Annotated in this window: 10 protein-coding genes; 5 read left to right on the top strand and 5 right to left on the bottom strand. The window is 53.4% G+C overall.

The window, feature by feature from the left end; genetic code table 11:
- Nucleotides 1-8: 8 nt before the first annotated feature.
- Nucleotides 9-4,256 carry a PVC-type heme-binding CxxCH protein gene (locus ACN0YN_RS08865; RefSeq protein WP_417384644.1) on the bottom strand — a complete coding sequence of 1,416 codons (4,248 nt, stop codon included), beginning with the start codon at nt 4,254-4,256 and terminating at the stop codon, nt 9-11.
- A gap of 69 nt (nt 4,257-4,325) precedes the next feature.
- On the bottom strand, nt 4,326-5,597 hold the full coding sequence (locus ACN0YN_RS08860; RefSeq protein ID WP_417384643.1) for an SGNH/GDSL hydrolase family protein: 1,272 nt from the start codon (nt 5,595-5,597) through the stop codon (nt 4,326-4,328).
- Nucleotides 5,598-5,811: 214 nt separating this feature from the next.
- Here ACN0YN_RS08860 and ACN0YN_RS08855 point away from each other — a divergent pair, with 214 nt between their 5' ends.
- Nucleotides 5,812-6,753, top strand: coding sequence for a protein-signal peptide and transmembrane prediction (locus tag ACN0YN_RS08855; protein WP_417384642.1), 942 nt, complete (start codon nt 5,812-5,814; stop codon nt 6,751-6,753).
- Nucleotides 6,754-7,062: 309 nt separating this feature from the next.
- On the opposite strand, the gene ACN0YN_RS08850 is transcribed toward ACN0YN_RS08855, so the two are convergent.
- Nucleotides 7,063-7,206 carry a hypothetical protein gene (locus tag ACN0YN_RS08850; RefSeq protein WP_417384641.1) on the bottom strand — a complete coding sequence of 48 codons (144 nt, stop codon included), beginning with the start codon at nt 7,204-7,206 and terminating at the stop codon, nt 7,063-7,065.
- Nucleotides 7,207-7,469: 263 nt separating this feature from the next.
- Between ACN0YN_RS08850 and ACN0YN_RS08845 the strand changes: the two genes are divergently transcribed.
- Nucleotides 7,470-7,988, top strand: coding sequence for a GNAT family N-acetyltransferase (locus ACN0YN_RS08845; RefSeq protein ID WP_417384640.1), 519 nt, complete (start codon nt 7,470-7,472; stop codon nt 7,986-7,988).
- 266 nt (nt 7,989-8,254) lie between these two features.
- Nucleotides 8,255-8,596, top strand: coding sequence for a hypothetical protein (locus tag ACN0YN_RS08840; protein ID WP_417384639.1), 342 nt, complete (start codon nt 8,255-8,257; stop codon nt 8,594-8,596).
- 39 nt (nt 8,597-8,635) lie between these two features.
- Here ACN0YN_RS08840 and ACN0YN_RS08835 read toward each other — a convergent pair whose 3' ends face one another.
- Nucleotides 8,636-9,118 (bottom strand): hypothetical protein, encoded by a 483-nt coding sequence (locus tag ACN0YN_RS08835; RefSeq protein WP_417384638.1) that lies wholly within the window; start codon nt 9,116-9,118, stop codon nt 8,636-8,638.
- A 44-nt stretch (nt 9,119-9,162) separates the two neighbouring features.
- Complete coding sequence (locus ACN0YN_RS08830) at nt 9,163-10,677, bottom strand: FAD-dependent oxidoreductase (RefSeq protein WP_417384637.1); 1,515 nt, start codon at nt 10,675-10,677, stop codon at nt 9,163-9,165.
- A 265-nt stretch (nt 10,678-10,942) separates the two neighbouring features.
- Here ACN0YN_RS08830 and ACN0YN_RS08825 point away from each other — a divergent pair, with 265 nt between their 5' ends.
- Together ACN0YN_RS08825 and ACN0YN_RS08820 are read left to right on the top strand one after the other, a co-directional pair.
- Nucleotides 10,943-13,336, top strand: coding sequence for a PSD1 and planctomycete cytochrome C domain-containing protein (locus ACN0YN_RS08825; RefSeq protein WP_417384636.1), 2,394 nt, complete (start codon nt 10,943-10,945; stop codon nt 13,334-13,336).
- 48 nt (nt 13,337-13,384) lie between these two features.
- Nucleotides 13,385-14,743, top strand: a complete 1,359-nt coding sequence (locus tag ACN0YN_RS08820; RefSeq protein WP_417384635.1) for a DUF1501 domain-containing protein — start codon at nt 13,385-13,387, stop codon at nt 14,741-14,743.
- Nucleotides 14,744-14,777 lie beyond the last annotated feature (34 nt).

The raw sequence follows: 14,777 nt of genomic DNA, 5'->3' as shown, positions 1-14,777 counted from the left end.
GATTTCCCTCAGGGCCCGCCTACCACTTTGAAGCGGCCCTCGGGGGATACACTGGCTTTCTGAAATTCGACGCGCAATCCCAATTCGCCACGCAGGCTGTGATCTACTTCAAACGTCAACTGATTACGACCGGTCGGCAGAACCAGTTGCGTCGACTCCTCGACTGGAAGTGGTGATCCGTTCTGCCAGACCTTGAGCCCTTTCACAGAATTCAGTTTCAACTGCACGTTGCCTGCCTGAGTCACATCCACAAAAGCGATTGCCTGCGTCAGCGGCTTTTCTAAATTCAGATCAGCAGTCGGCAGCGTTCCGTCGACCATACTGTAGGCGGCGACGCCTGTATCAGCCAGTGTTTTGAATTCCTGCATCTGCTCTGCAGTCAAAGCCTGATCCGCTCCCCGAACGCGCCAGCGCCGCACCACCTGTGCCACACTCGTCGCATAGGGACCGGGACGTCCCAGCTCTGTCACGAATTTTACCAGGTCCAGAAATTCCTGGCGATTTTTCAACTTGCCCGCCAGTCCCTGAGGCATCAATGACGGCAACTTCTTCGTGAGTTCGATCTGTTCTGCGGGAATCGTCACCAGTTCTCCCTGATGGGCCGCATCCTTGAGCACGACTTTTGTGTCATCATGTACCACCATAATTCCGGTATACACGCGACCTTCGTCGGTCACGACCATGATGCTCTCGTAAAACTCCTTGATGACCTTGGACGGACGGAGAAATGAATCGACAATATAGTCCGGCGGCGAACTGGATCCGATGGCCGCCAGATCGGGGCCCAGTACCGGACCGGCATTGGAAATACTGTGACATTTCATGCACGCCAGCTCGCTGCGTCGGAAAATTAATTCACCCCGCGCGGCATCACCTTCTTCGCGAGCTGCGGTCGCCAGTTCGAGTACGTTCTCTTTCAGGAGCTGTGCTTCCAGCGAATCCTGCATCACCGCTCCCCCGAATACATCGATCAACGCCTGGCTGGTTTCTCCTGTTTCAATCAGAGCCTGCCTGATCTGTGAATTAACCCGTGGGTGAATCGATGCCCCTTTCAATGCATCCGCCAGAATCTCAGCCCCCCCTTTGCGCAGTGTAAACGCCTGCAGGAACCAGGCAGGATCTTCCTCTTTGGGGTCATCCTTCAGAATGTTGGACAACAATCCTGCCGCCTGTTTCTGATCATGGGCCGCCAGACCATAAACGCCCAGCAGTCGCTGATTCATCGATTTCTTCGACTCTGCCAGTGATTTCAGAAACTTCAGAGAAGCCGCATCTCCCAGCATGCCCAGCGATTCTGCAGCCAGTTGTTTCACCTCAAAATCTGAATCTGCGGCATTAATCTCTCGCTGCAGACGTTTCCCTTCGCGCGTCAGTTTCCAGGATCCAATCAACCGGGCCACTGATTTTTGAACCGGTAAGCCTGGTACCACAGCAGAGCGACTCAACATCGAACCAATATTTCCATGGGGAATCACTCCCCGTTCCCGGGCGGCTCGATCCAGGGCATCCAATAAAATACTCAACGCTTCCGGTGAAATTCCCTTCCCCCCCTGCGTTTTGTATTCTCGTGTCACTTCCACCAGACTCAACACCAGTGGTTCCAGCTGATTCGCATTCGCTCGTTCGGCGACTGTCTGAGCCGGCCCCTGCAACAGATTGGCATCAATACTGCCCGCGTTCAACAGATCGATAATCACATCGATCGATTCATTCGACAGCAGATTCGCCAACGCATAATTCTTATGAGCCGGTTTTTCGAATGTCACTTTTCCCTGTCGCTGAGGTTCCAGCCATTGTGACTGCAGCCCGTCGATGGTCAACTTCAACGCGTGTTCCAGATAACGATCCATGGGCGCGTCGATCGCTTTGACGGCAATCGTGACCGAACGTGGATCGGGAATATAGCCAGCTGTCAGAACAGCTTCCAGTCGCACACGCGGATGCGGATCGTGGATCGCGGCCTCCACCAGTTCCAGCGGATTCTTAATCTCCGCCTGCCAGTACCGCAGCACCCGCATGGCGGCAGCGCGGGCCCGGGCATCCTTTGCCTGCAGAAGATCACGCAGCAATTCTTCATGCACCACACCAATGGTCTGATAACACCAGAGTGCCTCGAGCCGATGGTGATCGTAATTCGGTTCCTGGGGAACCAGCGTCAGCAGCCATTCATCCAGAGCCTGCTTCGCCTGCTGCTGGTCGGCATCGTACAAAACCCGTTTCACCTGCTGACGGGTAAAGCTTTCCGGATCGCGTAAATGAGAAACGACTTTCGTGAGTGGCACTCCCGTCAGTTGCGGACGTTCAACCAGCGGGCGTGATTTGTGAGTGACTCTCCAGACGCGGCCGTGTGTGGTATCGCGGCGTTCATCCCGGAAACTGTGCTGCATATGGCCGATCAGTGGATTATACCAGTCCAGAATATACGCTGCGCCATCCGGGCCCATCTTCAGATCAACAGGTCGAAAGTAAGAACTGCTGGATTGAATCAACGGGTCCAGCCCCTTAATCGTATAGCCGGCACCATCATCCGAGACTTCATAGCGGGCCACCACATGTGACTTGTATTGATTGGTCCAGATTTCTCCCTGCACTTCCGGCGGAAAATGACTGCTCGCCACGAACTCGCCGCCACACTGTTTGGTTCCTTCACCGCTGGCGTCATAAGCCAGCTTGGCACGACTGTTGGCGGTCAGCGGCGCGCTGAAATAAAGTCGTGGGTTATCAATCACAAAGGACTGACCCCAGTCATCAAACATATGGCCCCACGGATTCGAAGCACGATAATCCGCAAACACTTTTAACTTGAGCGTACGTGGTTGAAACTGAAATACACCCCCGTTTTCCAGACGGACGGTTCCATAGGGAGTCTCCACCTGTGTATGCATGAAAGTCCCTTCCTGGAAATACAGCCAGCCTCCCGGCCCCCAGCGCCAGGCACTGATAGAGTGGTGGTTATCCTCCGTGGCAAATCCGGTCAGGATGACTTCGCGATGGTCGGCTTTCCCGTCACCGTTTGTATCTTTCAGGAACAACAGATCCGGAGCATTGGCAACATAAACGCCTCCGTCTCCCAGTTCCAGTCCCGTAGGAACGTAGAGGCCATCTGCAAAAACAGTGGACTTGTCTGCGCGTCCGTCTCCATCGGTGTCTTCCAGAATCACGATCTGATCGTTGGGTTTCTCACCCGGTGAGACCTGCGGATAGGAGGTCGAACAGATCACCCACAGACGACCCTGTGGATCCCAGGTCATATGGATCGGATTGACCAGCATCGGCTCGGCTGCGAACAGATTCACCTCGTACCCCGGCAACATTTGAAACGTTTTCCGCTCGGCTTCGGGAGAATGATCCTGTGTCAGTTCAAACGGTCGCTTCAGATTGGGGGCCGAGTTCGCAACGGCCATTCGCTCGGGAGTCGTCCCCACCGGTTTCTCCAGACACCAGTGGACCGCGTTAATCAACAGCCGATTAAAGGCATCCAGACCAAACGATCGTTCGACGCCCAGCGTGGTCGTAAACACCCGGCTGCCCCATTCGTTTTTCCACGTCCAGGCCACGGGAAAGCTCATCTCGCCGGTCAGCTCATAGGTACCAAACTGATTCTTGAAGATCCCCTTTCGTTTGGAATTACCGGTCCCCATCAGTAACGGAGTCGCATCCGCGGGTGGGTTCGCCTGATACAAAGTCCCCGGATCAAGAAATTTCGCCGCCACACCGTTCAGAACTTCGTGATCGCGATGCTTCTGAATATGTTCGACCACAGTCTCACCTGTCAGATCAAACAGAAACTCAGAACCCAGTACCCGTTTCCCAAACCCCTGGTTCCATTCTTCGAGCGGAAGCCCTTTCTGATAGTCAAAGGCATGTGTACTCGTTCGCAGTCCGATCACCGGTTTTCCGGACTCAATATAATTGTGCAGATGGGCAAACTCACCCGGCGCCATACGCTGAAATCGCAGGTAAAACACCGCGACATCCGCGTCTTTCAAAACTTTGAGCCCGGTGACTTCTTCGCGTTGGTTCTCTTTCTCCCCCGTTTTCTCAGGAAGCAGAACCGTCGTTTTGAAGCCATGCTGTTCGAGTCGTCTGGCGAACGCGGGAATGGTATTGCGCGGCAAATTATGTGTGGTTCCCACCACAAACACGACGTGAGGTTGATCCTGCCCGGCAGCGATGCAGTCAGTTTCGTTCCACAGCAGCAGACTCACGATAGATATAACAAAGGCAACACTTGCCAGGATTGATCGTTGATACATGATTCACTCTGATATCTGAGAAGATTGAATAATCAAATAAAAATATTGTCGTGCTCTGTAAGAAATGCGTTAATCGACACGAAACAGTCCCCACTTCGTTTCCTCTAATGGTCGAGCCTCTGCTTTAATGGTCGCTTCACGGGCTTCGATCAGTCTACCGAACGTTTCCATTTCCGGGGGAAAAGAAACCGCCCCGAATGGCTTGGTGCGACGCCCGAACACATACTCCGCGTTGTGTGCCCGATACACATAGAAAAACAGTTCATTCTTCCGATCGATATCAGACCGCAGATCGCGGACCCGTTCCTGGGACGGCAGATTCAATAACAGCAGACCCCGCGCCCAGTCAGAATGCCGGGCTTCTGTTACCTGAGTCCCATCCACCAGCAGTCGATACTTCCCCGCCGGCAGGTTTTTAACCGTCAGTCGAGGTTGTTTCTCCAGTAGTTCACTGGCGGGGATCGAAACTTTGGGCGGTAGAGGCAGCGGCAGCGATTCCGCCTGAAGCGTAAATTCGATCTGATCCGGTTGAAATTTCGAACCACTGATTTTCGCATGAGTGGCCTCGATCTGTTTCTGCGAAACGTCGATTACAACAGAGGGACTTTCCAGATTCCGTCCCAGTAGCTGTTCCGCTACAAAATGACTGATTGCCCAGTACCCATATTCATTCAAGTGAATTCCGTTTCGCGTCAGTTTCTGAGAGATGTTTTCCTGCATCATTTTTTTCGACCTGGAATACAGGTCCACGAACGGAATCTGGTGTCGCTCCGCAACCGACTGCATTGCCTGTGTGTATTTCGCCAGACTCTGATTATGTTCGACAGGATCTGGTAACGGGGGGCCCATATTTTCATGTGCGATCGGAGAAATCATGACCACCCGCGGTGCCGATTTGCCATTGTATTTCTGTGATGCCAGATGCTGCAGAAACTGTTCCCACGCCTCGGTATAGTCGGCCAGACCTGCTTCGCCGTCGAACGACTCATTCATTCCGAAACAGGCGATAATCACATCAGCCCGCTGTGCTTTCAGGTGATCGTCCAGCGAACCAAAATTCAAAGGCCGCGGCCTCAGCTTCAACGTATCCCCCGACCACGCCAAATTCCGGAATGTCAAACCAGGCACCGCCGCCTGCGAGGTCAGCAGGGTCTCCAGATAATTATTCAGCCTTAACTGATCGGCGAAAGTATTCCCGATAAAAACAATTCGATCCCCTGCTTTCAACTCAAATGCAGCAGACGATTTTTGACGCGGTGTATCTGCGACGGAAACTTTCGCTGGCAGGAGAACAATCGAACTGATCAGTATCAGCAGTAACGGACAAAGGCGTAAAAACATAAAATTAAATCCCGGTTTCTGGTCTGTGAATTCCACAACGGTCCAGGCGCTGTCCCTTTATTATGCGACTCCGCCGGGGCAAAGGAAAGTCCAGCTCTAAAACACTTTCTGCTGATGAAATCGATTTCATACTGGATTCACATTGAATTGATTTGCCAGCCTCCTCACAATACAGACTGGACCGCTCGATTTTTTGACGAGAAAAGGAACCGCCATGCACAAGTCTTCCCCACAACCCCGACGACGTTTTCTGCAAACACTGCTGCAGGGCTGCACGGCAGGGGCGCTGCTCCCCCAGCTCAATACTCTGCTGGCCGAAGAAACCAGTCAATCTTCCCGGTCCATTCCCCCGGTTCCCGGAAAGTTCGCTGTGACGCTCCGTAAACGTGGCAAAGAAAACGGTGCACCCGCTACGACCGAGAAGACCGAGTGGAACGCTTCTGAAACTGCCATCATCATTTGCGACATGTGGGCCGATCATCCCTGCAAACTGGCAGCACAGCGAGTGGACCGCATGGCGCCTCGGATGAACGAGGTCATCTCGAAAGCCCGCGATCAGGGTGTCGCCATCATTCATGCTCCCAGCGGTGGGATTCAACTTTATGAGGACACCCCGTACCGCCAGCGCATCAAGGAAGCCAAACCATCCAAACCACCAGTTCCCATTCAAAGCTGGTGTTACCTCAATCCTGAGAAAGAACCACCGCTCCCGGTTGACGACACGGTGCAACGCTCTACTGAATCCAGTATTCGTGGCTGCGATGATCCGATCGCCGACTACAAAAAGAATACCGACCGCCACGAACACCCGGCGATCAAAATTATCGGCTACGATGTCATCAGTGCCAACGGGCAGGAGATTTTTAATTTCCTCGAACAGGAACAGCGGAAGAACATCGTGATCATGGGCGTGCACACCAACATGTGTGTTCTTGGCAGGCCGTTCGGTATTCGCCAGATGAGATACCTTGATAAAAACGTCGTGCTCTGCAGAGACCTGACCGACGCCCTCTACGATCCCCGCGACCGCCCTTATGTCAGCCACGCGCGTGGTACGGAAATGATCATCGAACACATCGAACGTCACTGGTGCCCATCCATCCTTGGCAAAGATCTCACGAAAGTCATCTCCGGCTCCAACAACCCGGACAGTTAAAAAACATTTCCACTTCGATAGACAGTCTACCAGCATTACTCAGATACCCCCTGAATCTATCGCAGTGGTCCTGTTGTGTACCGGTCTGAATTTCCTCTGGTCAGATTCCACTTGACCGGTTCGCGCCGCTGGAGAATCTTTGATTTCTGCGTCGCGCGCGCGAGAAAAAAAATCAGCATGGTGATCACGCTCGAACCACTATCATGTCATCACTATAAAACCCTCTCGTTTCGTTAACTTTTGCGAATCACACTGAACATCAAATCCCCGGTTATCGACAGACTTCGCCCCACGATGACACAGCTTTCGTCATTCGATCACCATGCCATCGCAGCCTGTCACACCTTTATCGCCAGTCAATTTTCTGAGATCCTGCTTGACTCCGCCACGCCTTTGAAGATGATTCCATTGTCTCAACGAAAACACAAAAATCACTGGATCAAAAACTCTCATTCCGCACTCCTGGATCAATCCCGGGTTTTCTCAGTGTTCAAATCAAACAAACACACACGCTGCATCCATTTTACAGAAAGCACTTCCAGTCACTCAGATGAATCTCCGACACCTGTTACAAAGCGTCCCCTGTTTTCGTGTCAGCGAAAAATCAAATTTTAAACGAACCTGTTCCGCTCTATTTCCTCTTACTGACGACTGATATTAAAATCGGTTTGATACCAGTCCCGGCCAGCCAGTCATTTTGAGCAGAAGCCAGCCCCATGACATTCGATCTGCAACCCACACTCCAAGGCGAACTGCTTCAGCTGCGTCCCCTTGAGCCTGCTGACTTTGCCGCTCTGTATGCTGTCGCCTCAGACCCACTCCTCTGGGAACAGCACCCTGCCCGCACGCGTTATCAGGAACCCGTATTTCAAAAACTGTTTCAGCAATCCCTGGCATCAGGAGGTGCATTAGTCGCGATTGATAACAGCACGGGAACAGTCATAGGTTCCTCGCGGTTTAACGGTTACAACCCCGCCGCCTCTGAAATCGAGATCGGCTGGAGCTTCCTGGCTCGTTCTCACTGGGGCGGTCGCTATAACGGCGAAATGAAACGGCTCATGCTGCAGCACGCCTTCCGCTTTGTCGATTCCGTCATCTTCCTCATCGGCCCCGACAATCTCCGCTCCCAGCGCGCCGTCGAAAAAATCGGTGCCTTCCGCGACGGAAGTCGTACCGACGGCACGGGATGCGAAAGCTGGTTGTATCGCATCCGGGCCCTAAAACAGCCTGGGTAAGCAATTTATGTATGTTTCTCATCAAAGTATGAATCAGTGTATGAATTTCCAAATATTCACAAATAAAAACATACTAATCGTTGTCTATGCAATAGGACTTCCTAAACTTAATAAAAATCAAAACCCTCACACATCAGAATTCTGAATCAAACTAAGATAGCGAAATACGCTTCAGTCTGTTCATTTTCATTCGAAATCAAAAACAGACCCAAGACTTATAAATCCTGCAGGCACATCCAATTCATTCACTTTAATGAAGGTGTATCATGCTTTCGCGTGTCATCGTCCTGCTGAATTCGTTGCTTTACGGGCCCGTAACGCTCTGCGTTGGACTGTTTGTTTTCCTGATCTCGGTTATGTATTTGACAAGCCAGGAAATACAGGTCGACGTCGATGGTATGCCCCTGAGTTCCAGAATAACCAACGTCCAGCCTATGTCTGACAACATGCGGGAGTTACTTGAACTCTCTAGTAAAACCGGCTGGAAGAAAGACCCCAAAGTCAGAGCCAGAGTCATGGAATTAAGTAAAGTGATCGAGGAAAAAAAGACTCTCCCAAAAACTCCAGAAAAGAAACCAAAAGCGGTTCTGGTTGCTCCCAAAGATTAATTTTCTCAGGAGTCTCGTGAGCAAATCTCCCCTCTCCGATCAATCAATTCCCGGCAGGTTTTCTCGATCGAGGGTCTGCATTTGAAATTCCACTTTTTCTGCCATCACAAACCCGTCGAGCCCACAACTGCCTCTCACTCGGTACATTTTGAGTCCCCGTTCGCTCAGCTGCTGCTCCAGCTCTGAAACTGTTTTCCAGGAGGAGAGAGGCCACCCATAATTTTTCTGTTTGAGAAACAGCCATTCCCACTCGTTCAGAAGTGTCGGGATGGTCTGGCATTCCACATCAAATAGAATACTCGGAACCATGACGTGATTAAAATGATGCGTCAGTACTCCGGAAAAGCGTAAGACTGTCAGTTCTTCACATTGATTCATTTGCTGATAACGCGTCTTCAGAATGAGTGTCCCCCGCTCCAGATCGATTGACAAAGCTGTGACCAGGTTATCGTGCACCGGAGGAATCTGCATTCCCTGGCTGGCATCAATTTCACATTCCTGCCACTCGATCGTCTCACCCATATTTTCTGCGTGTCCTCACATTCCATCCAAACGGTAAACGTTTTTTAGTTTGATTCTTTCCCCAGCAGTTCTCCCGCCAGTCGACCGCTGGTGATCGCCCAGGCGATGTGCAGTCCATGCCCCCACAGCACCTGGCCTCCCATACCGTTACTGCCGATGGCATACAGACCGGGAATGGGCTCGCCGCTTTCATCCAGCGCCTGCAGTTCTGTATTGATCGCCACGCTCCCTTCTGTCGTTGTGAAAAACGCTTTTGCCGGCCCCAGCAGTACCCAGCGATTCCCCGCCAGCGGACTTTCATCATCGGTTCGACCAAAGTGATCTGACTGGGCACCACTGACGTACTCATTGAACTGCTCGACAGTCTCTTTCAACTTTACCACATCGAACCCGCGCTGCACGGCGACTGCTTCCAGTGAATTCGCTGCCACACTCACATCCGGGCGAAGCCTGAGATAATCATCCACGTACGCATACGCAATTTTTGGTGCCGTCGAGATAAAGCAGGGCCACTGGCTGTAGCGCGCGGCGATGCGTTCGTCTAACAGAATGTAAGCAGCTTTACCCGGCTGCTCGGAAATCACGATCTCCCTCTCCGGTGATATTGTTTCATTACAAAAACGCTGTCCTGCTGCGTTGACCAGAATCGCCCCATCTTTAAACAGCGAATTCTCCGGATGCTGCCAGGTTAATAACAGACGTTTAATCCGCCAGTTGACGACGGCCTGTGGCAGCAATGGGACCAGGCGACCCAGCAGCTTCGCGAAGAAGCCGCCGGTCGGCAGTAACTGTTCGAACGGATCTCCCGGGGGTGGCACAAACCGCAGTTCCGGTCCATAGGTGATGTCCATATTCAGCAGTCGCGCTCCCGCTCGTTCCGCCAGCAGATGCCCATCACCACAAGCCTTGGGGTTCACACCCTCAATTGTTTGAAACCGGTCCCCTTTGAATCGCGCAATCATCTCGGGGGCACTGGAATAATCGCCGGCCGCCAGCACCACCCCGCGTTTAGCAGTGATCGTGGTTCGCGTCCCCTCGATCTCTGCGACCACGCCCGTAATCCGCGTTCCATCAGACACCAGTTCTACAACCGGTGCGCTGCAGAGAATGGTTCCCTTCAGACGAATGATCCTCGCCTGAAAGGCAGCGATATAGGCTTTCGCGTTCGGCACGATATTATGCATGCGAGGCACCCGGTTGGGAGGTTCCGGATTGGGGCCATGAAAATACAGGCCCATGCCCCGCAACCATTCCAGCGTCTTTGCAGTCTCCCCCAGAAAAAACCGACGCAGTTCACTGTTGTTCTGCGCTTCGACTTCAGCAGCCGCGAACTGCCCCGCGTCTGTCTCATGGTCGTCTGCGTTATCATTTACCCCCGCGTCACGCTGCAGACTCGTTCCATTCGCAGTAAACGAACCGATGGCCATTCCCGTGGTGCCCCCCAGTTGGGACTGCTTCTCCAGCACAAGCACACTTGCCCCCTGCTCCAGTCCCCGTACGGCCGCTGCCAGACCACTGCCACCTCCGCCAACAATAATCACATCATAGGTTGATAACACGCTGTTCACTCACTGTCAGTATGCACTTTGATTTCGAAACAGATCACAATCGTAGCAGAACAGCACATCACATCAATCAGGTAAGCCTTAGCGATTAACGTTTTATCAGGCCCGCTCACAAAAGTCTGGCGATTGGCTCTGCTGCACGCCGAAAGATATTTAAGATTGTTGACTTAAACGCATCAACCAAGTATGATCTATCCTTGTTCACTATATCTTGCCTGAACGCGTACGACTACTCCTGCCTGCATAGAATTCGTCGGCCATGCGTAAGCTCACCACCCTGATTTCTGCTGCCTGCTGCTTTCTTGCGATCTCGTTCTATCCGCTTGATCCTGCTTTCGCTGCCAGCAAGCCCTCGAAAAAACCGGTGCACGCGAAGATGAATCCCGCGCAACGGTCTTTTTTCGAAAATAAAATCCGCCCCGTACTCGTCGAGAAATGTTACTCGTGTCATTCCGCCAAATCAGAAGAACTGGGTGGCAAACTGCGTATGGATACCCGCGATGGCATGCGTGAGGGGGGCGAATCCGGACCGGCGTTTGTCGAAGGACGTCCCGATGAAAGCCTGTTGATCCAGGCACTCCGTTATGACGGGCTGGAGATGCCTCCCAATGAACCACTGCCTGAAGCAGTGATCACCGACTTCGTCAAATGGGTGGAGATGGGTGTCCCCGATCCCCGCAGCGATGTCCCCCTTATCGCGAAAAAACCGAATACGGTTTCCGCCTCTGCCGACCCCGCACTCTGGTCGTTCCAACCGGTTGCGAATCCCAAACTTCCTGCCGTACAGAATCAGCACTGGGGCGTCGACCCGCTCGATCAGTTTGTGTTGGCCCGCATTGAAGCTGCCGGCCTGAAGCCCACTTATGATGCTGCCCCCAGGCAACTGGTAAGACGATTGTATTATGACCTGATCGGTCTCCCCCCCACGCTGCAACAGGTCGAAACTTTTCTGGACGACTATCAGCGTCGACAACAGGTCGCTGTGAAAACACTGGTTGATGAGCTGCTGGCCTCGCCTCATTTCGGCGAACGCTGGGGGCGGCACTGGCTTGACGTCGCCCGCTATGGTGAATCGAACGGGAACGATGGCCTCAGTCGCAATCCGACCTTCCCCCATGCCTGGCGGTATCGTGACTATGTCATTCAGGCCTTCAACAATGATCTCCCCTACGATCGTTTCCTCGCCGAGCAGATCGCCGGCGACCTGATTCCCGCCGAGACACCTGCAGAGCGCGACCGCCTGCTGATCGCCACCGGTTTCCTGGCTCTGGGCTCTAAACCCGCGAAAGCGATGAACGTCAACTTCGACATGGACGTGGTCAACGATCAGATTGATGTCGTCAGCACCGGCGTCATGGGACTCAGCGTCGCCTGTGCCCGCTGTCACGATCACAAACACGACCCCATTCCCACCAGCGACTACTACGCGATGGCGGGAATCTTCCTCAGTACCGAAACCATGTGGGGCGCCGCGGCGCACCAGCCTTTGACCGCACCGGAAACACCGCTGCATGTTCTGAAAGGGAAACAGCATTACGTCGCCCCTCCCGACAGCGGGGCCAAACCGGTCTTGAACAAACGCGTTCAATCCAGAAAAAAGAAACCGCAATATGTTTATCCCGCCGGTACAGCACTGGCAATGGGGGTCCGGGAAAAGAAAAAACCGGCAGACTGTAAAATCAATATCAAAGGGGAATCCAAAAAGCTCGGTCCCAGTGTGCCTCGTGGTTTCCTGACCGCCTGCAACATGGCATCAGCACCCAAAATCGATGCTGCACAAAGTGGTCGCCTGCAACTGGCGGAATGGCTCACTGCTGACGATCATCCCCAGACCTCACGCGTGATGGTGAACCGTATCTGGCTGCATCTGTTCGGCCAGGCCCTGGTCCGTACTCCCGATGATTTCGGCGTCTACGGCGAACGCCCCACGCATCCCGAACTGCTCGATCACCTGGCAACCCGCTTCCGCAGTGAAGGCTGGTCGATCAAACAGCTGATTCGCAGCATCGTCCTCAGCCGTACCTATCAGCAGAGCAGCTTCTGTGAAGCCGACGTGCTTGATGCCGATCCGGACAACAAACTTCTCTGTCGTCACAATCGTCGTCGCCTGGATGCCGAATCGCTGCGAGACAGTATTCTCTCAGCCAGTGGTCAGCTCAATCCGAATCCTGGTCTGGGCTCTTCCATTGCCAATGTCGACGAACTCGTCAACACGGCGGGCAACCTGCATCTGCCTTCCAACCATCGCAGTATTTATCTCTGTATGTTACGTCATTCCGAACCGGCACAGCTGGCCGCCTTCGATCTTCCCGATTCCACCAAACCGGTCGGTCAACGCAACGAAACCACACTGCCTACCCAGAGTCTGTTTCTGCTCAACAGTAATTTTCTGATCGAACAGTCGCAGGCCTTTGCCCGGGTTGTGCTGAGCGATTCGAAACTGAAAGAAACAGATCGTATCAATCTGGCCTATCAGCGGGCCTTCAACCGGGTACCCGAATCCTTTGAACTGCAACGCACACTGACACTGCTGCAGGATCTCGATCAAAGTCTGCAATCAGAAATATCACAAACGGAACAGCGACAGCTCATTGTCTGGTCTACACTCTGCCAGGCATTACTGACCACCAGCGAATTTCGCTACGTCGATTAAGAACTGAAATCACTAAGTAAATACGAAAACAACCAGAGGAATGACCTCATGCTCGATTTATCACGCCGCGAAATGTTACGCTCGGCTTCCTGCGGTTTCGGTTACCTCGCACTCTCTGCTCTGTGTGGTCAGAAAGCGAAGGCCAGCGATTCAGCAGTGCCAGTCAGCCTGACGGCCCGCACGCCTCAACTTCCCGCGCGAGCCAAACGGGTGATCTTCCTCTGCATGAGTGGCGGCCCGGCACAACTGGATACATTCGACTACAAACCGCAGACCGGCAAGAAAAAGCATCCGGGGTCGGTCTTCAATTTCTCACAGCACGGCGAAAGCGGACTCTGGATTTCTGAACTGCTTCCCGAAACCGCAAAACACGCCGACAAACTCTGCGTTCTGAACGGGATGTACGCCGACATCACCAACCACGCGCAATCGTTTTTGCAGCTGCACACGGGAGATCGACTCCGTCCCCGCCCCAGTCTGGGCTCCTGGGTTCTATATGGTCTCGGAACCGAAAACCAGAATGTGCCCGGCTTCATCAGTCTGTATCCTAAAAAGCCCTCCGTCTACTCCAGTGCGTTTCTGCCTCCCGTTTTTGCGGGAACACCGATTGGTCTCAATACCACGGACATGTCTACTGCCACCATTGGCAATATTCAAAGCGATCATCTGCCAGCCTCCGTGAAACGACGCCAGCTCGACTTCGTACAGGCGATGAATCGGGAACACGCCACTCTGCGTCCCGAAGATGCCCGTCTCGACGCCGTGATCCAGTCGATGGAACTCGGCTTCCGCATGCAGATGGCGGCACCCGAACTGCTCGATTTGAGTCAGGAAACAAAATCGACACTCGAACGTTATCGCGTCGGACAGGGGAAAACACTCGGTACCTGTAAAGACTCCGACTTCGGTCGCCAGTGTCTGCTCGCGCGTCGCTTTGCCGAAGCGGGGGTCCGTTTTATCGAAGTCAATCATGGCAGCTGGGATCAGCACAAAAACCATCGTGCCGACCTGACCGCAAACTGCGAATCGACGGATGCCCCGATCGCCGCCCTGCTGGAAGACCTCGAACAACGGGGCTTGCTCGAAGAAACGCTGGTGGTCTGGGGGGGTGAATTTGGTCGTCCCGGTCTTGTCCCCGAAACCAAAAAAGATGAAACCGGCCACAACGCTCGTGGCTTCACTTTCTGGATGGCCGGCGGTGGCATCAAACGCGGTCTGGCTTACGGCAAAACCGATCCGACCGGTGCCCGTGCCGTGGAAGGCAAAGTCCATTTCCGCGATCTGCACGCCACGATTCTGCATCAGCTCGGCCTGCAGCATGACCGACTGACGTTCCACCAGGGAAATCGTGAATTCCGACTCACGGGGACCGAAGGGGGCAACGTCGTACACGACATCATTGCCTGACAGTCGCTTTTCATGCACAATAGTGAGTGACCCG

Source organism: Gimesia sp., assembly GCF_048260065.1.
Classification (GTDB): domain Bacteria; phylum Planctomycetota; class Planctomycetia; order Planctomycetales; family Planctomycetaceae; genus Gimesia.
This window is presented reverse-complemented; position numbering and strand designations above follow the sequence as displayed.

What these genes read in the sequence shown, in the direction of transcription:
- ACN0YN_RS08865 (WP_417384644.1), bottom strand. Translation starts at nt 4,256, where the DNA reads ATGTATCAACGATCAATCCTGGCAAGTGTTGCCTTTGTTATATCTATC.
- ACN0YN_RS08860 (WP_417384643.1), bottom strand. Translation starts at nt 5,597, where the DNA reads ATGTTTTTACGCCTTTGTCCGTTACTGCTGATACTGATCAGTTCGATT.
- ACN0YN_RS08855 (WP_417384642.1), top strand. Translation starts at nt 5,812, where the DNA reads ATGCACAAGTCTTCCCCACAACCCCGACGACGTTTTCTGCAAACACTG.
- ACN0YN_RS08845 (WP_417384640.1), top strand. Translation starts at nt 7,470, where the DNA reads ATGACATTCGATCTGCAACCCACACTCCAAGGCGAACTGCTTCAGCTG.
- ACN0YN_RS08825 (WP_417384636.1), top strand. Translation starts at nt 10,943, where the DNA reads ATGCGTAAGCTCACCACCCTGATTTCTGCTGCCTGCTGCTTTCTTGCG.
- ACN0YN_RS08835 (WP_417384638.1), bottom strand. Translation starts at nt 9,118, where the DNA reads ATGGGTGAGACGATCGAGTGGCAGGAATGTGAAATTGATGCCAGCCAG.
- ACN0YN_RS08850 (WP_417384641.1), bottom strand. Translation starts at nt 7,206, where the DNA reads ATGAGAGTTTTTGATCCAGTGATTTTTGTGTTTTCGTTGAGACAATGG.
- ACN0YN_RS08820 (WP_417384635.1), top strand. Translation starts at nt 13,385, where the DNA reads ATGCTCGATTTATCACGCCGCGAAATGTTACGCTCGGCTTCCTGCGGT.
- ACN0YN_RS08840 (WP_417384639.1), top strand. Translation starts at nt 8,255, where the DNA reads ATGCTTTCGCGTGTCATCGTCCTGCTGAATTCGTTGCTTTACGGGCCC.